Source organism: Falsiroseomonas bella (genome assembly GCF_003173615.1).
GTDB lineage: Bacteria > Pseudomonadota > Alphaproteobacteria > Acetobacterales > Acetobacteraceae > Falsiroseomonas > Falsiroseomonas bella.
In genome coordinates this window covers 400271-419112 of record NZ_QGNA01000004.1, presented here as the reverse complement: position 1 = coordinate 419112, position 18842 = coordinate 400271, and the positions used below count along the sequence as shown (strand labels likewise).

The window sequence follows — 18842 nt, the reverse complement described above, 5'->3', positions numbered from 1 at the left end:
TTCACGGCGCGAGGGCGATGCGGAAGCGCAGCGCCTCGCCGCCGCCGAAGCTTGCGGGCCGCGTGAATCGCTCGACCAGCCGGCCGCCATTGGCGGCGATCACGCGGATCGAGGCGATGTTGTCCGGGTCGGTCGACAGCTCCACCCAGGGCAGGCCGAGCGGCGCGACCTCCTTCAGAAGCAGGCCCAGCGCGCGGGTCGCATGGCCTTCGCGCTGGCGCCACGGCACCACCAGGTATCCGATGTGACCGAGCACATGCGACGGCAACTCGGCGGTGCCCTTCTGCCGGCGGAAATGCACCACGCCGCAGAAGCCGTCCGCCTCGATCCAGCGGGTGAAGCCGGGCAGGCGCGGCACCTGCCGCCCATCCGGCAGCGTGATGCTGCCTTCCCCCACCGGGTCCTCCAGCGAGGCGCAGAACGCCGCCGCGTCCTCCGCGATCGCCGCCAGATGCCGCTCGGCCAAGGCCGGGCCGAGGAAGGTGGAGGGCTCGAACCCGCGCCGCAGCGCGTCCGCATAGCCCGGCGCCAGATCGGCCGCCGGGCGCAGCAGGCGCGTGGCGGCTACCGGCACATCAGCACGGGCAGGTCCGCATTCTCCAGCACGTGGCGCGTCACGCCGCCCAGGATGAGCTGGCGCAGGCGCGAATGGCTGTAGGCGCCCTGGCACATCAGGTCCGCGCCGAAATCCCGCGCGGCGCCGAGCAGGCCGGCGCCCACTTCGCGCGTCGCCGGCTTGAAGGGCACCAGCTCGGCCTCGATGCCGTGCCAGCGCAGATAGGCGCGGATGCCCTCCGCCCCCGGGCCGCGGCGCTGGTAGTCGTCGGAGCAGAGGATCCGCACCGCCTGGGCGCGATGCAGCCAGGGCAGCGCGGCGGCGACGGCGGCGGCGCTCTCCGCACTGCCGTTCCACGCGACAGCGACGCGGGTGCCGATGGTCGCGGGCGGCGTGCGGGGCGCGATCAGCACCGGGCGGCCGGAATCGAACAGCACCGCATGCAGCGCGTCGGAGGAGGAGACGTCCTCCCCGGCCTCCGGGTGCGGCACCACGGCCATGTCGAACAGGCGCGACTGCTGCGCGACGATGTCCTCCTCGCGGCCGGCCATGGTCTCGAAGCTGATGGTCACGCCCTGGCTCTTGGCGGCGGTGTTGGGGTCGCTGGCCAGCACCAGGTCGCCATGGGTGGCGGCGAAGCGGTCGAACAGGTCGCGCACGCGGTTGGCGCGCTCCCCGCTCTCGCGCTCGGTCGCGGCCATCATCTCCTCGATCATGGCGCCCGAGAGGCCCTCGCCGGCGAGCGGCGCGACGTCGCGGGCATCCACGCGCACATGCAGGCAATGCAGATGCGCGTGCCAGATCCGCGCGACATCGAGCGCCGTGGCGAGCGCGGCTTCCCCGGCGGCCGTCCCCGTCAGAGGCAGCAGCAGACGACGGTAGGCCATTGCGGCTCTCCCTTCCCGAAACCTTCCCTGTGAAACTTTATGCCTCGGTTTCGCCGTTCAAGGCCAGAGCCGCGAAGGCGGCCCTGCGCGCATCGCCGGCCGCGTCAAGCTTCCGCCAGTCGAGTGGACCGGGATCGGCCTGCGCCGCGCGTTCCAGCACGGCGACCGTGGCGTCGGACGCATCGTCGCGGCGCCCGGCGACACGTTCGCGCAGCACCGCCAGCGGCGCCTCCAGCCAGAAGCCGGTGAAGGGATGCGGGCCGGCCGCATCACGCGCCGCGCGTCGCATCGCCGGGTCGAGGAAGACCGCGTCCAGCACCACGGAATGGCCTGCCGCGAGCGCGGCGCGGGCAGCGTCGAACATCTCGGCATGCACGGCGGCGCTTTCCGCCGGCGCATAGGCGGCCTCGGGCAGGCGCTGTTCAGGCGCGAGGCCGGCGCGGCGCTTGCGGATTTCATCCGTCCGCAGGTGCAGGGCGCCCGGCGCGACGCCGAGCGCGGGGGCGAGGGCGCGCGCGATGTAGGTCTTGCCCGTGCCCTGAAGCCCGCCGATGGCGACCAGGCGCGGCGGCACGGGGCGCAGATAGCCTTCCGCCGCGGCGAGATAGGGCAGGCCGTCGCGGCCGCGCGCCGGCTCCAGCTTGGCGCGCACCAGGGCGCGCTGCGCCAGCCAGAAAGGCAGCGCGCCGAGCATGGCGATGTCGAAGCTGCGCGCCAGCACCCGGTTCATCACCCGGTTCGCCGCCGCCCGGCCGACCCGCACATCCAGGTCCATCAGCAGGAAGGCGAGGTCGTAGCCCACGTCGATGCGCGCGATCGCCTCGTCGAACTCGATCGCGTCGAAGGCGACGGGCCGGCCTTCCCAGAGGCAGAGATTCGCCAGGTGCAGGTCGCCATGGCAGCGCCGGACAAGACCCTGCGCCGCGCGCGCGGCGAGTAGCGGGCGGATTGCCTCCAGGCGGGCGCGCATGGTCGTGGCCACCGCGGCGACGCGTTCGGGATCGAGCCCGGCCGCGACGCAGCCTTCGACATTGCCCTGCAGCACCAGCGCCATGCGCCCGGCGCTGTCCACGCCGGGTGCGGCCGGGGCCGCGGCCAGCAGCGCGGCGGTCGCATCGGCCAGCGCGTCCAGCAGCCGCGCATCCAGCGCGCCGCGCGCCGCGACGGCGTCCAGGAAGTCCGCGGCCGGCACCGGCGCCATGCGCAGCACCCAGTCCACGACCGGGCCTGCACCGCCAAGCGCGAGCGCGCCGCCCTGTTCGCGGGTGATCGGCACCACATCCCGATAGATGCCGGGCGCGTTGGGGCGGTTGATCTCAAGCTCGCGGCGGCAGAAGTGCTCGCGCGCGGAAAGGGGCGAGAAATCCAGGAAGGGGAGCTTCACCGCCTTCTTGAGCTTGAAGGCGTCGTCGCGCCCGACGAAGACGGCCGAGATATGCGTCTCGATCGGCGCCGCGCCGGTCAGGCGCGCGAGCAGCGCGGCGACCTCCGCCTGCTCCGCCGGGAGGGTCACGGGTAGAGCATCTCGATCTCCCACCCGCCATCATGCCGGTGGAAGACGCGGCGCTCATGCAGGCGGAAGGGCATGTCGCGCCAGAACTCGATACGGTCGGGCACCAGGCGGAAGCCCGACCAGAACTCGGGGCGCGGGATCTCGCCGATGCCGAACTTCATCGTGTATTCGGCCACCGCCCTCTCCAGCGCGAAGCGGCCTTCCAGCGGGCGGGACTGCCGGCTGGCCCAGGCGCCGATCCGGCTGCCGCGGGCGCGGGAGGCATAGTAGGCATCCGCCTCCTCCGCGGTCACCGGCTCGACGGCGCCTTCCACGCGCACGCTGCGCTGCAGCGACTTCCAGTGGAAGGTCATGGCAGCGAAGGGGTTCTGGGCCAACTCCCGCCCCTTGCGGCTTTCGAGGTTGGTGTAGAAGACGAAGCCGCGGGCATCCACCTCCTTCAGCAGCACCATGCGCGCGGAGGGCCGGCCATCCGGCGTCGCGGTGGCGAGGCAGACGGCGTTGGGGTCGTTCGGCTCGGATTTCGCCGCCTCCGCCATCCAGGCGCCGAACAGGGCGATCGGGTCTTCGGTGGCCTGCGTGCGGGCGGGCTGGTCCAAGGGGGGCTCCCGGGGGTGCATGGCGGCCGGGTGGCTTGCCCCGGCCTGGGGCATGTGCCATCCCGCCCGCACCCCCGCAACCAGCCGCCGGTCCGCCGCAATGCCCCCATCGGAAGCTTCCGAACCCACCGTTGCGATTCCGGCCGGCACGCTGATGGCCGGGCGGCGCGGCGTGGTGATGGGGGTGGCGAATGACCGCTCCATCGCCTGGGGCATCGCGCAGGCCGTCGCGGCGCAGGGGGCCGAGCTCTGCTTCACCTATCAGGGCGAGGCGCTGGAGAAGCGGGTGCGGCCGCTGGCGGAGCAGGCGGGGTCGAAGCTGGTGCTGCCCTGCGACGTGACGGACGACGCCAGCGTGGACGCGGTGTTCGAGCGGGTGAAGGCGGAGTGGGGCGGGCTGGACTTCCTGGTCCATGCCATCGGCTTCGCCGACAAGCAGTATCTGCGCGGCCGCTACATGGACACGCCGCGGGAGGCCTTCCTGCAGGCGATGGACATTTCCGTCTATTCCTTCGTCTCGGTCGCGCAGCGCGCGGTGCCGCTGATGAAGCCGGGCGGGTCGCTGCTGACGATGAGCTATCTTGGCGCAGAGCGCGTGACGCCGCACTACAACGTCATGGGCGTGGCCAAGGCCGCGCTGGAGGCGTCCGTGCGCTACATGGCGGCCGATCTCGGCAAGGCAGGGATCCGGGTGAACGCGATCAGCGCGGGCCCGATCAAGACGCTGGCCGCCAGCGGCATCGGCGATTTCCGCTACATCCTGAAGTGGAACCAGTACAACGCGCCGATGGAGCGCAACGTCACCATCGAGGATGTGGGCGGCGCGGGGCTCTACCTGCTGTCCGCGCTCTCCTCCGGCGTGACGGGTGAGGTGCACCACGTGGATTGCGGCTACCACATCGTCGGCATGAAGAACCCCGACGCCCCCGACATCGCGACGGTCTGACCGCCCTTCTCCCTCCCCTGCATGCGGGGGAGGGTCGGGGTGGGGGCCAGGACACCGCTGACCATGTCCCACAACTCCTTCGGCCACCTGTTCCGCTTCACCACCTGGGGCGAGTCCCACGGCACCGCGATCGGCTGCGTCGTGGACGGGTGCCCGCCCCGCATTCCGCTGACGGAAGCCGACATCCAGCCTTTCCTCGACCGCCGCCGCCCCGGCCAGAGCAAGTTCGTGACGCAGCGGCAGGAGCCGGATCAGGTGAAGATCCTGTCCGGCACCTTCGAGGGCGTCACCACCGGCACGCCGATCTCGCTGGTGATCGAGAACCAGGACCAGCGGAGCAAGGACTACGGCGAGATCAAGGACCGCTTCCGCCCGGGCCATGCCGACCTGACCTATGAGCTGAAATACGGCGTGCGCGACTATCGCGGCGGCGGGCGTTCCTCCGCGCGGGAGACGGCGATGCGTGTCGCCGCGGGTGCCGTCGCCCGCAAGGTGCTGGAGGGCGTGACGATCCGCGCCGCGCTGGTCTGCATGGGCGGCGACTGGATCGACGTCGCCAATTTCGACTGGGCGCAGGTGAACGAAAATCCCTTCTTCTGCCCGGATGCGCAGGCGGCGGCGCGGTGGGAGGAGACGCTGACGGCCGCGCGAAAGTCGGGCAGCAGCCTCGGCGCCGTGGTGGAGGTGGTGGCGGAGGGCGTGCCCCCCGGCCTCGGCGCGCCGGTCTATGGCAAGCTCGACTCCGACCTGGCGGCGGCGCTGATGTCCATCAATGCGGTGAAGGGCGTCGAGATCGGCGCGGGCTTCGCAGCCGCGGGCTTCACCGGCGAGGAGAATGCCGACGAGATGCGCATGGGCCCGCATGGCGAGGTGCTGTTCGAAAGCAACCACGCCGGCGGGATCCTCGGCGGCATCAGCACCGGCCAGCCGGTGGTCGCGCGATTCGCGGTGAAGCCGACGAGCTCCATCCTGACGCCCCGCCGGTCGGTGGACCGCTTCGGGGCGGAGGTCGAGGTTCTGACAAAGGGAAGGCACGATCCCTGCGTCGGCATCCGCGCCGTGCCGGTGGGCGAGGCGATGATGGCGCTGGTGCTGGCCGACCACCTGCTGCGCCACCGCGCCCAGAACCCGGATGCGCCCAGCCAGGCCAGGCTGCCGCGGAACTGAGGCGTTCCTGGCGTCTGGAGCGAAAAAAGCGGCCGCACACGCAACCGTCACCCGATTTTGCTCGCATCCTCGGCCCGGCGGGCCCATGTAGGCTGGGTCACGCTTTCCGTCTGGCTCGGCCTGTTCTCCAATCTCCGTTCCGGGGTGCCGAGCCCGGTGTCCGCCCCCTTCGGTCGGCTGGCCCGTCGCGTGACGTTCGCGCGCCGGCACACTCGTGCGTATCGGAAGACCAACACCCATGGCCATCGGCACCGTCAAGTGGTTCAACGCCACCAAGGGCTACGGCTTCATCCAGCCGGATGACGGCTCCAAGGACGTTTTCGTCCACATCTCCGAAGTGCAGCGCTCCGGCATGCAGGACCTGCGCGAAGGCGACAAGATCGACTACGAACTGCAGGCAGGCCAGGGCGGCAAGAGCTCGGCCACGCGGCTGCAGCGCGCCTGAGGCACGCAGGGCGCGGCTCCTTCAGGGGCCGCGCCCGCCCACCGTCCCGACCACGGCAGAGGAGGCCCGTCATGGCGCCGCACAAATTCGCCGTCGGACAGCATGTCGAATTCCAGCCCGGTCCCTGGGACGCCAACATCCCGCGCGGGGTCTACACCATCACCCGCGCCATGCCCGGCGACGACCTGGACCGTACCTATCGCGCGCGCAGCCTGTCCGACGGGCTGGAACGCGTGTTCCGCGAGAAGCAGCTCCGCCCCGGCGGGCTCGATGGCGAGGCCGGCAGCGCCTAGCCACCATCTTTTCCCCTGCGGGGCTTTTCGGCGCTCGCCTGCGCCCCGATAATCGGGGCTTCGGGAGAGCGTGATGCCGGATACCAACCTGCCGCGAGACGACCGCGCGGCCCTGCCGCGACGAATGACCGGGAATGGCGAGGTCATCGAGACCTCCGCGCCCATCGGCGACACGGTAAAGACCACCACCTGCTACATGTGCGCCTGCCGCTGCGGGATCAAAGTCCATCTGAAGGACGGGCGCGTCCGCTACATCGAGGGCAACCCGGACCACCCGGTGAACCGCGGCGTGCTCTGCGGCAAGGGCTCGGCGGGCATCATGACGCAGTATGCGCCGTCGCGCCTGCGCGCGCCGCTGAAGCGCGTCGGCCCGCGCGGATCGGGCGAGTTCGCCGAGATCTCCTGGGACGAAGCGATGGAGATCGCCACCGGCTGGCTGCGCAACGTGCGCGCCACGGATCCCCGCAAGCTGGCCTTCTTCACGGGTCGCGACCAGTCGCAGAGCCTGACCGGCTTCTGGGCCGCGCAGTTCGGCACACCGAACTTCGCCGCGCATGGCGGCTTCTGTTCCGTGAACATGGCCGCGGCCGGCCTCTACACCATCGGCGGCAGTTTTTGGGAATTCGGCGAGCCGGACTGGGAGCACGCGAAGTATTTCGTGATGTTCGGCGTGGCCGAAGACCATGATTCGAACCCGATCAAGATCGGCCTCGGCAAGCTGAAGGCGCGCGGCGCGAAATTCGTCAGCGTGAACCCGGTGCGCACCGGCTATTCCGCCATCGCCGACGAGTGGGTCGGCATCAGGCCGGGCACCGACGGGTTGTTCGTGATGGCGCTGATCCACGAGTTGCTGCGCACCGACCGCGTCGATCTCGACTTCCTCGTCCGCTACACCAACGCGCATTGGCTGGTGGTGAAGAACCCCGGCGGCGCCGATGACGGGCTGTTCGCGCGCGACGCGGATGGCAAGCCCCTCGCCTGGGACCGCGCGCGCGGCGCGATGGATGCCGGCAGCGCCGGGCTTTCGCCGCAGATCGTCGGCGAATACGACCTGCCCGATGGCCGCAAGGCCGTGCCGGTCTTCCAGCTGATGGCGCAGCGCTACCTCTCGCCGGACTACGCGCCGGACAAGGTGGCCGCGACCTGCGGCGTCTCCGCGGACCGCATACGGCGCCTGGCCGCCGAGATCGCCGACATCGCTTTCAACCACACCATCACCCTCGACGTGCCCTGGACCGACAGCCTCGGCCGCCGGCACGAGACGATGGTGGGGCGGCCCGTATCGTTCCACGCGATGCGCGGCATCTCCGCGCACAGCAACGGCTTCCATACGTGCCGCGCACTGCACCTGCTGCAGATGATTTTGGGCGCGATCGATGTGCCGGGGTCCTGGCGCTACAAGTCGCCCTTCCCGCGGCCGATCCCGCCCGGGCCGGGGCCGGCCGGCAAGGGGGCCAAGCCGAACACGCCGCTCGCGGGCAATATTCTCTCCTTCCCGCATGGGCCGGATGACCTGCTCGTGCATGACGACGGCAGCCCGATCCGCATCGACAAGGCCTTCTCCTGGCACGCGCCGCTGGCGCTGCACGGGATGATGCACATGGTGATCGGCAATGCGGGCAAGGCCGATCCCTATGAGATCGACACGCTGTTCATGTTCATGGCGAACATGGCCTGGAACAGCGCGATGAACCCCGGCGAGGTCATCCGCATCCTGACGGAGACGCGCGAGGACGGCGAATACCGCATCCCGCACGTCATCTACTCGGACGCCTATTTCTCCGAGACGGTGCCCTATGCCGACCTGATCCTGCCGGACACCACCTATCTGGAACGCTGGGACGCGATCTCCCTGCTCGATCGCCCGATCGGCAGCGCGCATGGCCCGGGCGACGCCATCCGCCAGCCGGTGATCCAGCCCGACCGCGACGTGCGCGGCTTCCAGGAGGTGTTGATCGAACTGGGCGCGCGCCTCGGCCTGCCCGCCTTCGTGAAGGAGGATGGCTCGCCGAAGTTCAAGGACTACCCGGACTACATCATGAACCACCAGCGGATGCCGGGCGTCGGTCCGCTGGCCGGCTTCCGCGGCGAGGACGGCACGAAGAAGGGCGTCGGCGAGCCGAACCCGAACCAACTGCAGAAATACATCGAGAATGGCTGCTTCTGGCGCCACCACCTGCCGCCCGAGCAGCTCTACTTCAAGCACGCGAACAAGGCCTATCTGGAGGACAGCAAGGCGATGGGACTGATCGGCAAGTCCGATCAGATCGTCCTGCAGATCTACTCCGAGCCCTTGCAGAAATTCCGCCTCGCCGCGCAGGGCCATGGTGCGAAGCAGCCGCCGGACGAAGCGACGCGCGCGCGCATCGCGACCTATTGCGACCCGCTGCCGATCTGGTACGCGCCGCTCGAGCAGCAGCAGCACGACACCGAGCCCTTCCCGCTCTCCGCCATCACGCAGCGGCCGATGGACCACTACCATTCCTGGGGCAGCCAGAACGCCTGGCTGCGGCAGATCCGCGGCGCCAACAAGCTCTACATGAACCGGCTCACCGCGCACCGGCTTGGCCTGGCTCAGGACGACTGGGTCTGGGTGGAAAGCCGCAACGGCCGCGTGAAGGGCCAGCTCGCGCTGATGGAAGGCGTGAACCCCGACACCGTCTGGACCTGGAACGCGGTGGGCAAGCGCGCCGGTGCCTGGAACCTCTCGCCCGACAGCCCGGAGGCGACGCGGGGTTTTCTCCTCAATCATGTCATCAGCGAATGGCTGCCCGCGCAGGTCGCGGACGGCCAGCGCTTCGCGAACAGCGATCCCGTGACCGGCCAGGCGGCGTGGTACGACCTCCGCGTGCGCGTGACGAAATGCGCGGCCGACGAGATCCCGCTGACGGACCCGCATCCGGCGGCGTTGGAGAGGCCGCCAGGGCTGAAACCGGCCCCCGACCTGGTGAGGGAGCCCGGCAAGTGACCGAACTGCCTCCGCCCGCCGCCAAGAAGCTGGGCCTCGTCATCGACCTCGACACCTGCGTCGGCTGCCATGCCTGCGCGACGAACTGCAAGGAGTGGAACACGGGCGGCCATCTCGGCCCCCTGCCCGACTTCAACGCCTATTCCGCCGGCGCGGAGGGCGTGTGGTTCAACCGCGTGCATTCCTACGAGGCGGGCGAGGGCGAGGAAGGCCGCACGGTCCACTTCCCCCGCTCCTGCCTGCATTGCGAGACGCCTTCCTGCGTCACCGTCTGCCCGACCGGTGCAAGCTACAAGCGCGCCGAGGACGGCATCGTGCTGGTGAACACCGACACCTGCATCGGCTGCGGCCTCTGCGCCTGGGCGTGCCCGTACGGCGCGCGCGAACTGGACGAGGACGAGGGGGTGATGAAGAAATGCACCCTCTGCGTGGACCGCATCTACAACGAGACCATTCCGGAGCCGCAGCGCCAGCCCGCCTGCGTCATCACTTGCCCGGTCGGCGCGCGGCATTTCGGCGATCTCGGCGACCCGACCAGCAAGGTCTCGCGCCTGGTCGCGGAGCGCGGCGGCTACGACCTGATGCCGGAGATGGGCTACGCCCCGGTGAACAAATACCTCCCCCCGCGCGAGAAGCCGCCGATGCGCGCGCATTCGCTCGAGGAGGCGGCGCCGACGGGGATGGACATCAAGAACCCGCTGCTACGCTGGCTCGATCGCGCCCTCTCCCGCTGAGGCGGTCCGATGACCGGAGGGGCGCAGCCCCTCAGGCCTGAATCGGCCCGCCCGACATATGGACATCGCGACGCCGCATTGACCACGCCCGGCGTCGGGCGGAAACTGGCCCGGTGGCGTCGCGTTGCGACGCAGGCCGGGCCTGACGCCGCGGCTCCTCCCCCGGCTACGATCCAGCGCCGCCGGCAGGCCCGTCGGGCGGCGTGCCCTGAGCTTTCTCGCAACTTCCGGAGCAGCATGTCCGAAATCGACCGCGTCTTCGCAGGCCTTGGCGGAGGGCAATCCGCCCCGAGCGCGCGCCGCGAGTTGCGACGCATCCCCGGCAAGGGCGGCGCTTCCGCCACCCGGACGGTGGAGGTGGTGCGCCTGCCGACGAAGGGCGCCGTTGAAACGCCGGGCCGGCAACGCGCCGACCTGCAGATGCGCGCCGCGACCTGGGAGGATGGCTTCCCGGCCCAGTCCGCCCGGCCCGCCGCGCCGGCACCCGAGGCGCCGGAACCCGCCCGCGCCGAGCCGACCGCGCATGTCATGCCGATGTGGGAGCGCAGCCGCGCCGAACCCGAAGCGCCGCCGCCCGCGGCCGAGGCGCCCCGCCCCCGCCGTGGCCGCCCGCCCGGCACCGCCAACCGGCCGCCCGCGGCGGAACGCCGGGTCGCCGATCCCTTCGACCCGGATGACGACGGTGCGAACTGCATGCGCTGCGGCTATGCGGTGGAGTCGGCGCGCGAGCGGCGCGGCCTGCTGACCTGCGCCTCCTGCGGGTAGGACGACGCCCTCAGACCGCGGCCGCGCAAGCGAAGCTTGCACTCCGCCGGCGACGCCCGAAGGGCTGCGGCGCAGGCGCCCTCGCTGCCGCCTGCATCGCGGTCATGATCCGCAGTTGATCCGCCCAGGCGATGGCGCCGGTCGCCTCGCCGAGCGCGATCCGCCACGCCGCGTCCGGAACCGCATCGCCCGGCATGGCGCGCTCGATCGCGCGGGCGCGCAACGCAACGTCATGCGAGCCGGGCTCCCGCTTCTCGCGCGCGTCCCAATCCTCGCAGGCATCGCACATCGCCCGGTCCCCGGCCTTGCGTCCACCTCCTGCATGCACGCCCCGCCGCGGCTGATCAAGCGCGCGATCTCGCCCGCGCGATCTTGACGCCGGGGGGCACCCCGGCTTCACGATCCTGCAGACGGTCGGCCGGTCTCTCCGGGATGATCGCACCACGCGGCACCGGACACGCGCATGAATCCCGCACCGAGCATCGTCTTCTTCACCACCGCATCCGGCGCCGGATATGGCCTGCTGTTCTGGCTTGGGCTGCTGCGCGCCTTCGGGCTGACGCCGACCTCCCCGGCCTTCGGTCTGACGGCGCTGGTGCTGGCGCTGCTGCTGATCACCGCCGGCCTGCTTTCCTCCCTCAAGCATCTCGGCCGGCCGGAGCGCGCCTGGCGCGCGCTGTCGCAATGGCGCTCATCCTGGCTGTCGCGGGAGGGCGTGGCCGCGATCTTGACCTATGTCCCGGCGCTGCTGTTCGGCCTCGGCCTCCTCACCGGCAATGGGGCGCTGATCGCCGTGATGGGCGTGCTGGCCGCGGCGGGCGCCGTCGTGACGACCTGGTGCACCGGCATGATCTACGCCTCGCTCAAGCCGGTGCGGCAGTGGCACCAGCCGATGGTGCCCTGGGGCTACCTGCTGTTCGGCGCCTTCTGCGGCGCCGCACTGCTCGCCGCGCTGGCGGCGCCCTGGGGCCAGGCGAATCTGCCGGCGGTGCTCGCGGCGCTGCTCGGCGGCGGCGCGATCGCGCTCAAGCGCGCCTATTGGGACGCGATCGACGCGCCGAAGCCGGCGGATGCGCCGAGCATCGAGAGCGCGACGGGCCTCGGGCGGATCGGCCGGACGCGCCCGCTCGATCCGCCGCACACCGAGCAGAACTGGCTGCTGCGGGAGATGGGCTTCCGCGTGGCCCGCGCGCATCGGGCGAAGCTGCGGCGGCTGACGCTCGGCGGCTTCGCCATCGCCACCGTCCTGGCGCTCGCTGCGCTGCCGCTGCCTGGCGCCGCCGCCGCGCTCGCCCTGCTGCCCGCCGCCGCCGTCGCGCTGGCGGCGATGCTGGTCGAGCGCTGGCTGATGTTCGCGGAGGCGACCCACACGGTCACGCTGTTCTACACCGGGGAGGGGTAACGCCTGCGTGTTCGCGGCTTGAGATCGTCCGCGGGCCATGCTGTGCTGAAGGCGTAATGGAAGCTGGGAGGCGGGCATGGGCGGCGGGGCGAAGAGGCTTCTCGCGGGCTGCTTTCTCCTGCTTTCCGCGCTGCGGCCGGCCGAGGCGAGTTGGTTCCAGGACACCGCCGCCGCCTCGCTGACCGCCAGGGGCGGCCTGACCGTCACGACGCCCTTCGGCCCGCCGGCGCCGGTCCGCATCGGCACGGGATTCGCCGGGCAGGTGATGCATTCCGGCGAAGGCCTCGGCTTCGACGTCGCCGTGGATGTCGGGCCCTATGAGATCGTGGTGCGGTTCTCCGCCGATCACGACCGGCGCCTCGCCGACCCCGCGGGCCTGTTGGACATAACGCTGTCGGGCCTTTCGCCGGTGCCGCGCGTGATCCTGACCAGCTTCAGCTGCCCGACGCCGGCCGGAACCTGCCAGTGGCCGGACAGCCCGCCGGAAGCGTCGCTCACTGACACCCTGCCGACGTCGCTGGTGCTCGGCTTCGCCGCGCTGCAGGACGGCGCGAGCTATGTCTATGCCATCCCCGCACCGAGCGCGGTGCCGACGCCGGGGGCCTTTCCGCTGATGCTGGCGGGCGTGCTCGGCCTGGGCGCCGCGGCCTCGCGCCGCGGCGGCGCGGGCAGGTCGCCATGCCGATCCGGCTTGCCGCGGGCGGGCTTCCGCGTATAGGAACGCCGCAACACCACAACAAACCGGGTCGTCGCATGTCCTCCTCCGCCGACCACAGGCCGGATCCGGCCGACCTTGCGCGCTTCCGCGCCCTTTGCGGCGCGCGCCGCTGGACCAGCCGCCTGACGGAGCTCGGCCGCCGCACCGCGGCGCCCTCGCTCGCTGGCCGCGCGGCGCAGCAGCGCCATGCGCTGGAACTCGTTCTCGCCCGGCTCGCCGAGACGCCGAGCCTCGAGCGCGCGACGCCGGCCGAGCAGCGCATCGTCGCCTTCGCGCGCCAGGCGGTGCGGCTCTCGGCCGCGCTGCCGCCGGAACCGCGCAAGCGGCTGCGCGACCGGATCGAGGCAGGGCTCAGCGGCGAGGCGACGCTGATGCCGCTGTTCCACCTGCTGCGCACGGCGGAGCGCCACCGCGCGATGGGCTTCACGGTCGCCTTCACGGGGCTCGCCGAGGAGACGCCCTGGGATCTGACCATCAGCCGCGACGGCGCGACCGCCGAGGTGGCGTGCGAGACCGTCTCGGCCGAGGAAGGCCGGCAGGTGCATCGCGGCGACTGGTGCGCCCTGGTGGACCGCGTGAATCCCGAGCTGCAGACCTGGCTCGCCGCCCATCCCGGCCGCTACCTGCTGAAGATGACCCTGCCGGAGGGCATGGTCTCGGACGACCAGGTGGCGGAGCTGCACCGCCGCATCAGCGGCCTGCTGGCCGAGCAGAAGCGCCAGGACGCCGGGGCCGACGCCGTGCTCAAGCTCGACCCGCTCGTGCTGGCCGGCGCCCAGGTGGCGGTGCGCGGCCTGCCCGCGCAGCTGCGCGCGCAGTTCGGGGAGGAGGCGCATCTCGCCGTGACCTCGGCGCCCGACAGCGGCTCGGTCTTCGTCATGGCGGCGCGGGCCGGGCGGGAGAATGCCATCGCGACCGCTGCCACGCGGCGCATGGCGGCAGCCGCCGAGCAGCGCCTGTCGGGCGCGCATCCCGGCATCCTCTCGGTCTTCCTCGACGACCTGGACCGCGGCGAGTGGCGCGGCCTGCGGGAGAGGATGGAGCTGGAAGGCGCGACGCGGCGCTGGATGACGGAGGCGACCGCCCGGCGCGTGGTGGCCGTGACCTGCGCCAGCCGGATGGAGCTGTTCGGCATGGCCCCGCCGGACGCCGCGGCGGAGGGCGAGCTGCGCTTCCGCAACCCGAGCCACCCGGCCTCGAAGTCCGCGGCGCTCGCGCCTGCCATCCTGTCGTCGAATTGATCACGCGGACGCCACGCAACCGCTGATGAGCCGCCACGTTCCTGCTGCATGGTTCCCGGGCGTCGGCACCGCGAATGGGCGGGCGGCTGCCCGGACCGCAGGACATGAAAACAATGACCGAGCGCGAGATCGAGGCGAAGCTGGCGGAACTCGACCGGCTTCTGAACGACCCCGAGACGCGCATGGATCCGCACAAGGTCTGGTCCCTGTTGGCCGAGCTGCGGGACAAGCCCTCGGCTGGCCTCGCCCTGACGCATGGGCGCCATGAGGCTCGCCTGACCGGCGCATGACGCGGTCGTAATTCCTGGCATGGGGGTTGCTTGATTGGACCCGGCCGCCCGGCCGCGATCCGAGCAAGGAACTGTCCCGATGCCCTTCTCCCGCCGCGCCCTGCTGGCCGCCGCGCCCGCTTCGCTCCTCGCCGCCCCTGCCCTCGCCCAGGCACTGACACCCATCCGCTTCACGCTCGACTGGCGCTTCCAGGGCGTGCATGCGTGGTTCTACCTGGCGCGCGAGCGCGGCTGGTTCCGCGAAGCCGGGCTCGACGTGACCATCGATCAGGGCGAGGGCTCCACCGCGACCGTCACGCGCATCATGGCCGGTGCCTATGATGCGGGCTTCGGCGACCAGAATGCGATCATCCAGCAGGCGGCGAACCGTCCCGGCGAGGCGCCGGTGATGGTCTACCAGATGTACAACACGCCGCCCTTCGCGCTGATCGCCAAGGCCTCCGGCCCGATTCGCACGGTGGCCGACATGGCCGGCAAGCGCATCGGCGGCTCGCCCGGCTCCACCACGATGCAACTGCTTCCGCTGTTCGCGCGGCTGAACGGCATCGACCTGCCGCGCAACCCGATCGTCTCCATCGCGCCGGCGCTGCAGGAGCCGATGCTGCTGCGCGACCAGTTCGACCTGGGCGCGGTGTTCACCGTGACGGCGCACACCAATTTCCGCGCGCTCGGCCTCGACCCCGACAAGGACCTGCGCTGGTTCCTGTTCTCCGACTTCGGGATCGACCTCTACTCGAACGGCACGATGGTCTCGCAGCGCCTGCTGCGCGACAACCCGAACGGCGTGCGCGGCATGGTCGCGGCGATTAACCGCGCGATGCTGGAAATCGGCGCGAATCCGCCGCTTGCCGCCGAGGTGATGCGGCGCGTGGATGCGACGATCAACGCTCCGATGGAGATCGGCCGCGTGGAATTCGCGTGGCGCACGCTGATCGCGACGCCCGAGGGCCGCCGCCTCGGCGCGGGCGACCTCGACGATGCGCGGCTGACGCGTGCGATCGCGCAGGCCGTCGAGGTCTTCGGCCTGCCGCGCACGCCGGCGAATGGCGACGTGTTCCGCCGCGACTTCCTGCCGCCGCGCGCCGCGCGCGAATTCGGCCCGGTCACCGGCTGAACTTCGCGTCCGCGCGGCGGTTGCTACGCTCCGCCGCGCTGCGCATGCAGCCGCTCGCCGAACCAGGCGGCGAGCTCCACGCAGCGATCGCCCTCCGCGATGCGCTCGACATGCACGCTGAGATGGCCTGGCCGGCCATCCGGCACGATTCGGCAGGCCTGCGTCCAGTGCTGCGCACCGGCGCGGTGCAGCACGACGTAGAACAGCGAGCTCTCCACCCGCCCGCTGCGCGTGCGCCAATCCGCCATGCCGAGGAAGACCGCGCGATCATGCGGCCCGAGCAGCAGCGAGAGATCCGGGGCGGTGCCCGCCGTATCGAACATGTCACCCTCCTCTGTGGAGCGTGACCGACGGCGGCGCTTCCCGAATGTTTGCCGGAATGGCCGCATCCCCCCTTGCGGAGGCGCCACCGTGCCCGGGAAGGCCGGTTGGCGTTGGGCGTCGGCCCAACTCCTGATGCAGGCGCGCGGATAGCGCGGCGCGACCGCCGGGCGCAAGCGCGAAATCGCCACGCATGCGGCGCGGGCCGGACCGGGCGCGTAACCTCTCCGCCCTTCGCGGCGAAGCGCCGGCCAGACGCACCATCACCGGACGCCGCGCCATGCCCAACCCAGCCATCCGCCCCCCAGGCCTCATCCGCCGCCGCCCGCTGCTCGCCGCCGCGGGGCTCGCGCCGCTGCTGGCGAGCCTGCCCGCGGCCGCACAGCAGGACGGCCTCGTCACCGTGCCGAGCGCCCATGCCGTGCGGCCGACCATCGAGCGATTCGCCGCCGCAGTGCGCGAAGCGGGCTGGATCGTCTTCGCGGAAGTCGACCATGCCGAAGCCGCGCGCGCGGCGGGCCTTTCGCTCGCGCCGCGCACGGTCATCCTGTTCGGCAATCCCCGCGCCGGCACCGGCGCGATGGCCGGGCGGCCGACGCTGGCGCTGGACCTGCCGATGCGCGTGCTCGTCTGGCAGGACGATGCGGGCCGGGTCTTCATCACCCGCAGCACCGGCGCCGACATCGCGGCGCGCGTCTTCGCCCGGCATGGGATCGCGGTGCCGCCCGAGCAGCAGGCCGGCACCGAGGCCCTCCTGGATCGCCTCGTCCGCCAGGCGGCGGGCTGAGGCGGATGCGCGGCGCCGCCGTCGCGCCGCCTGCGCGCGCGAGCCTTGGCGTCCTGGCGCTCGGAGTCGCCGCTGTCATCGGCATCACGGCGATGCTGCCGGCGCTGCCCGACCCGGCGCTGCCCGGCGTCTTCATCGTCGCGCTGCTGCTCGGCGCCGCCTTCGTCCGGCTCGACTTTGGCTTCGCCGGCGGATTCCGCGCGCTGCTCGAAGGGGGCGACGGGCGCGCCGTCGCAGCGAGCTTCGTCATTCCCGCCATTGCCGCCGCGGTGATCCTGCCCGTGGCGGCGCTGGCGCCGGGCCATGGCCGCTTCGTCGCGCCGATCGGGCTGCCGCTGCTGCTGGGCGCCTTCGTCTTCGGCATCGGCATGCAGATCGCCAATGGCTGCGGCTCCGGCGTGCTGGTCGCGGCGGGCCAGGGCTCGCGGCGGATGTGGGTGGCGCTGCCCTTCTTCTGCCTGGGCGGGGTGATCGGCAGCCTGCTGCTGCCGATGGGCCTCGCCTTGCCGGGCTTCGGCACGGTGGACCTGCTCGCCCTGCTCGGCCCCTGGGGCGCCCTTCTCGTCGTGGAGGCGGTGCTCGCGCTCGGTGCGCTCGCGCTGCTGCGCGGCGCGCGGCCCGAGGCGGCGCGGCTGCGGGCGGGGGTGCTGATCGGGGTGCTGGTCGCGCTGCTTTTCCTCGTGTCGGGGATGCCCTGGGGGATCACCACCGGGCTGGCGCTGTGGGGCGCGAAGGTGGTCCAGGCGCTCGGCTTCGAGCTCTCGGCCACCGCCTTCTGGATGGAGCCCTGGGCAGCGGAGGCGCTGCGCGGCCCGTTGCTGGCCGTGCACTCGTCGCTGGCCGACATCGGGCTGCTGCTGGGCGCGCTGTTGGCCGCAGCGGCGGGCGGCGGCCTCCGGCACGGTGCGCCGCTCGGGCGACGCGGCGCGGTGGGGGCGGCGCTGGGCGGTCTGTTGATGGGAATCGGCACGCGGCTCTCTTTCGGCTGCAATGTGGGCGCCTTCATCGGCGGCGTCGGCTCGGCCAGCCTGCACGGCTTCGTCTGGTTCCTGGCCGTGCTGCCCGGCTGCTGGATCGGGATCAGGCTGCGCCCGCTGTTCGGCTTGCCGCGCCGCTGACCCTTGCCAGCCACCGCCCGCGGCGCGAGACCTGGGGCGTGTTCGAGACCATCGCCGGATACGCGCTTCCGGCCATCCTCGCGCTCGGCGTGGCCGGTGCACTGATCGGCGCGGTTGGCGGGCTGCTCGGCATCGGCGGCGGCGTGATCGCGGTGCCGGTCCTGCTCGACGTCTTCGCCGCGATCGGCGTCGCGGAGGAGGCGCGGCTGCCGGTGTCCGTAGGCACCGCGCATCTTGTCGTCGCGCTGGCGGCGGCGCCCGCGCTGTGGGGCCATGCGCGCGCGGGCACGCTCGATCGCCCGATCCTGCGCGCCTGGCTGCCGGCTCTCGCCGTAGGCGGCGTGCTGGGGTTGCTGGCGGCGCATGTCGTGCCGCCGGCGCTCGCCCTTGTCGTGTTCGCGGCGCTTATGCTGGCGCTGGCGGCGCAAATGCTCGCGGGGCGACGGCTGCGGATCGGCGCCGACCTGCCGACTGGCCTGCTGGGACTCGTGCCGCCGGCGCTGGTCGGCTTCCTCGCCGCCGGCCTCGGCATCGGCGCCGGCACGCTCAGCGGACCCGTGCTCGGGCTGTTCGGCGTGCCGCTGCTGCGCGCGGTGGGCGCGGGCGCCGCCTTCAACCTGGTGGTCGCACTACCCTCCGCACTGGTGTTCGCGCTGGAGTCCGGCCCGCCGGACGGGCTGCCCGGCGACGCGGTCGGGCGCGTGGCGATGGTTGCCGCCGCCTTGCTGGCCGGGCCGGCGATGCTCGTCGCACCCTACTGCGCAAGGCTGGCGCGCCGGCTCTCGGAGAGGATGCTGCGCGGCCTGTTCGTGGCCACGCTGCTGCTCATCGCGGCCCGCGTGCTGTCCAACCTGGGCGGGTAGGCGCCTTCCACACTGTCTGGAATTGGATGATTTTTTGAGCCGCGCAGACCGGGTGCAGCCCTACGCCGCGTCGCGGGCGCCGTCAGGGGCCGCGCGCCGGCGCGGCGCGGCCCGG

The 18842-nt window shown here is 72.0% G+C and carries 21 protein-coding genes and 1 riboswitch; of the genes, 15 read left to right on the top strand and 6 right to left on the bottom strand.

What is annotated here, in order from left to right; all coding sequences use genetic code 11:
• Position 1: 1 nt before the first annotated feature.
• Genes DFH01_RS18925 through pdxH form a run of 4 tightly spaced genes read right to left on the bottom strand, consistent with a single transcriptional unit; the run spans position 2 to position 3576 of the window.
• On the bottom strand, positions 2–574 hold the full coding sequence (locus tag DFH01_RS18925; RefSeq protein ID WP_199231295.1) for a GNAT family N-acetyltransferase: 573 nt from the start codon (positions 572–574) through the stop codon (positions 2–4).
• Positions 565–1443, bottom strand: coding sequence for a universal stress protein (locus DFH01_RS18920; RefSeq protein ID WP_109872032.1), 879 nt, complete (start codon positions 1441–1443; stop codon positions 565–567). The genes DFH01_RS18925 and DFH01_RS18920 overlap by 10 nt, the downstream gene beginning before the upstream one ends.
• Before the next feature lie 37 nt (positions 1444–1480).
• Positions 1481–2956, bottom strand: a complete 1476-nt coding sequence (locus DFH01_RS18915) for a bifunctional aminoglycoside phosphotransferase/ATP-binding protein (protein ID WP_109872031.1) — start codon at positions 2954–2956, stop codon at positions 1481–1483.
• Complete coding sequence (gene pdxH / locus DFH01_RS18910) at positions 2953–3576, bottom strand: pyridoxamine 5'-phosphate oxidase (protein WP_109872390.1); 624 nt, start codon at positions 3574–3576, stop codon at positions 2953–2955. Before pdxH ends, DFH01_RS18915 begins: the two co-directional genes overlap by 4 nt.
• Positions 3577–3655: 79 nt before the next feature.
• Here pdxH and fabI point away from each other — a divergent pair, with 79 nt between their 5' ends.
• The 7 genes from fabI to DFH01_RS18875 all read left to right on the top strand — a co-directional run bounded on the left by fabI (position 3656) and on the right by DFH01_RS18875 (position 10873).
• Entirely contained in the window at positions 3656–4501 is an 846-nt protein-coding gene (gene fabI / locus DFH01_RS18905; RefSeq protein WP_109872030.1) for an enoyl-ACP reductase FabI, read from the top strand.
• A 63-nt stretch (positions 4502–4564) separates the two neighbouring features.
• Entirely contained in the window at positions 4565–5668 is a 1104-nt protein-coding gene (gene aroC / locus DFH01_RS18900) for a chorismate synthase (RefSeq protein WP_109872029.1), read from the top strand.
• 238 nt (positions 5669–5906) lie between these two features.
• Positions 5907–6113, top strand: a complete 207-nt coding sequence (locus DFH01_RS18895) for a cold-shock protein (protein ID WP_109872028.1) — start codon at positions 5907–5909, stop codon at positions 6111–6113.
• 71 nt (positions 6114–6184) lie between these two features.
• The gene (locus DFH01_RS18890) at positions 6185–6406 is read left to right on the top strand and encodes a hypothetical protein (protein WP_109872027.1); all 222 of its coding nucleotides are present in this window, start codon (positions 6185–6187) and stop codon (positions 6404–6406) included.
• A gap of 73 nt (positions 6407–6479) precedes the next feature.
• Complete coding sequence (locus tag DFH01_RS18885; RefSeq protein WP_109872026.1) at positions 6480–9374, top strand: molybdopterin oxidoreductase family protein; 2895 nt, start codon at positions 6480–6482, stop codon at positions 9372–9374.
• Entirely contained in the window at positions 9371–10108 is a 738-nt protein-coding gene (locus DFH01_RS18880) for a 4Fe-4S dicluster domain-containing protein (protein WP_269846269.1), read from the top strand. The genes DFH01_RS18885 and DFH01_RS18880 overlap by 4 nt, the downstream gene beginning before the upstream one ends.
• A 237-nt stretch (positions 10109–10345) precedes the next feature.
• Positions 10346–10873: a hypothetical protein gene (locus DFH01_RS18875; RefSeq protein WP_109872024.1), complete on the top strand. Its 528-nt coding sequence runs from the start codon at positions 10346–10348 to the stop codon at positions 10871–10873.
• Between the two features lie 10 nt (positions 10874–10883).
• On the opposite strand, the gene DFH01_RS18870 is transcribed toward DFH01_RS18875, so the two are convergent.
• The gene (locus DFH01_RS18870; protein WP_109872023.1) at positions 10884–11162 is read right to left on the bottom strand and encodes a hypothetical protein; all 279 of its coding nucleotides are present in this window, start codon (positions 11160–11162) and stop codon (positions 10884–10886) included.
• Between the two features lie 174 nt (positions 11163–11336).
• Here DFH01_RS18870 and DFH01_RS18865 point away from each other — a divergent pair, with 174 nt between their 5' ends.
• From DFH01_RS18865 to DFH01_RS18845, 5 genes are all read left to right on the top strand, one after another.
• Positions 11337–12275, top strand: coding sequence for a dimethyl sulfoxide reductase anchor subunit family protein (locus DFH01_RS18865; protein ID WP_109872022.1), 939 nt, complete (start codon positions 11337–11339; stop codon positions 12273–12275).
• A 76-nt stretch (positions 12276–12351) separates the two neighbouring features.
• Positions 12352–12993: a hypothetical protein gene (locus DFH01_RS18860; protein WP_109872021.1), complete on the top strand. Its 642-nt coding sequence runs from the start codon at positions 12352–12354 to the stop codon at positions 12991–12993.
• A gap of 35 nt (positions 12994–13028) precedes the next feature.
• A complete protein-coding gene (locus DFH01_RS18855) occupies positions 13029–14234 on the top strand; it encodes a hypothetical protein (protein ID WP_109872020.1) in 1206 nt (401 codons plus the stop codon).
• 113 nt (positions 14235–14347) lie between these two features.
• Positions 14348–14524 carry a hypothetical protein gene (locus tag DFH01_RS28830; protein WP_233256180.1) on the top strand — a complete coding sequence of 59 codons (177 nt, stop codon included), beginning with the start codon at positions 14348–14350 and terminating at the stop codon, positions 14522–14524.
• A 79-nt stretch (positions 14525–14603) separates the two neighbouring features.
• Entirely contained in the window at positions 14604–15638 is a 1035-nt protein-coding gene (locus DFH01_RS18845; RefSeq protein WP_109872019.1) for an ABC transporter substrate-binding protein, read from the top strand.
• 23 nt (positions 15639–15661) lie between these two features.
• Here DFH01_RS18845 and DFH01_RS18840 read toward each other — a convergent pair whose 3' ends face one another.
• Complete coding sequence (locus DFH01_RS18840) at positions 15662–15961, bottom strand: hypothetical protein (RefSeq protein ID WP_109872018.1); 300 nt, start codon at positions 15959–15961, stop codon at positions 15662–15664.
• Positions 15962–15995: 34 nt separating this feature from the next.
• Positions 15996–16103: riboswitch (SAM-I-IV-variant riboswitch) on the bottom strand.
• Between the two features lie 136 nt (positions 16104–16239).
• Between DFH01_RS18840 and DFH01_RS18835 the strand changes: the two genes are divergently transcribed.
• From DFH01_RS18835 to DFH01_RS18825, 3 genes are read left to right on the top strand one after another with little or no spacing between them, the layout of a single operon-like run.
• Positions 16240–16746, top strand: coding sequence for a DUF302 domain-containing protein (locus DFH01_RS18835; RefSeq protein WP_158287820.1), 507 nt, complete (start codon positions 16240–16242; stop codon positions 16744–16746).
• Between the two features lie 5 nt (positions 16747–16751).
• Complete coding sequence (locus DFH01_RS18830) at positions 16752–17864, top strand: YeeE/YedE thiosulfate transporter family protein (protein WP_109872016.1); 1113 nt, start codon at positions 16752–16754, stop codon at positions 17862–17864.
• A gap of 38 nt (positions 17865–17902) precedes the next feature.
• The gene (locus DFH01_RS18825) at positions 17903–18727 is read left to right on the top strand and encodes a sulfite exporter TauE/SafE family protein (RefSeq protein WP_158287819.1); all 825 of its coding nucleotides are present in this window, start codon (positions 17903–17905) and stop codon (positions 18725–18727) included.
• The last annotated feature ends 115 nt before the right edge of the window (positions 18728–18842 follow it).

Coding starts and splice junctions, on each gene's coding strand:
- DFH01_RS18920 (WP_109872032.1), bottom strand. CDS start 1,443: ATGGCCTACCGTCGTCTGCTGCTGCCTCTGACGGGGACGGCCGCCGGG.
- pdxH (WP_109872390.1), bottom strand. CDS start 3,576: ATGCACCCCCGGGAGCCCCCCTTGGACCAGCCCGCCCGCACGCAGGCC.
- fabI (WP_109872030.1), top strand. CDS start 3,656: ATGCCCCCATCGGAAGCTTCCGAACCCACCGTTGCGATTCCGGCCGGC.
- aroC (WP_109872029.1), top strand. CDS start 4,565: ATGTCCCACAACTCCTTCGGCCACCTGTTCCGCTTCACCACCTGGGGC.
- DFH01_RS18895 (WP_109872028.1), top strand. CDS start 5,907: ATGGCCATCGGCACCGTCAAGTGGTTCAACGCCACCAAGGGCTACGGC.
- DFH01_RS18890 (WP_109872027.1), top strand. CDS start 6,185: ATGGCGCCGCACAAATTCGCCGTCGGACAGCATGTCGAATTCCAGCCC.
- DFH01_RS18885 (WP_109872026.1), top strand. CDS start 6,480: ATGCCGGATACCAACCTGCCGCGAGACGACCGCGCGGCCCTGCCGCGA.
- DFH01_RS18875 (WP_109872024.1), top strand. CDS start 10,346: ATGTCCGAAATCGACCGCGTCTTCGCAGGCCTTGGCGGAGGGCAATCC.
- DFH01_RS18870 (WP_109872023.1), bottom strand. CDS start 11,162: ATGTGCGATGCCTGCGAGGATTGGGACGCGCGCGAGAAGCGGGAGCCC.
- DFH01_RS18865 (WP_109872022.1), top strand. CDS start 11,337: ATGAATCCCGCACCGAGCATCGTCTTCTTCACCACCGCATCCGGCGCC.
- DFH01_RS18860 (WP_109872021.1), top strand. CDS start 12,352: ATGGGCGGCGGGGCGAAGAGGCTTCTCGCGGGCTGCTTTCTCCTGCTT.
- DFH01_RS18855 (WP_109872020.1), top strand. CDS start 13,029: ATGTCCTCCTCCGCCGACCACAGGCCGGATCCGGCCGACCTTGCGCGC.
- DFH01_RS28830 (WP_233256180.1), top strand. CDS start 14,348: ATGACCGAGCGCGAGATCGAGGCGAAGCTGGCGGAACTCGACCGGCTT.
- DFH01_RS18845 (WP_109872019.1), top strand. CDS start 14,604: ATGCCCTTCTCCCGCCGCGCCCTGCTGGCCGCCGCGCCCGCTTCGCTC.
- DFH01_RS18840 (WP_109872018.1), bottom strand. CDS start 15,961: ATGTTCGATACGGCGGGCACCGCCCCGGATCTCTCGCTGCTGCTCGGG.
- DFH01_RS18835 (WP_158287820.1), top strand. CDS start 16,240: ATGCCCAACCCAGCCATCCGCCCCCCAGGCCTCATCCGCCGCCGCCCG.
- DFH01_RS18830 (WP_109872016.1), top strand. CDS start 16,752: ATGCGCGGCGCCGCCGTCGCGCCGCCTGCGCGCGCGAGCCTTGGCGTC.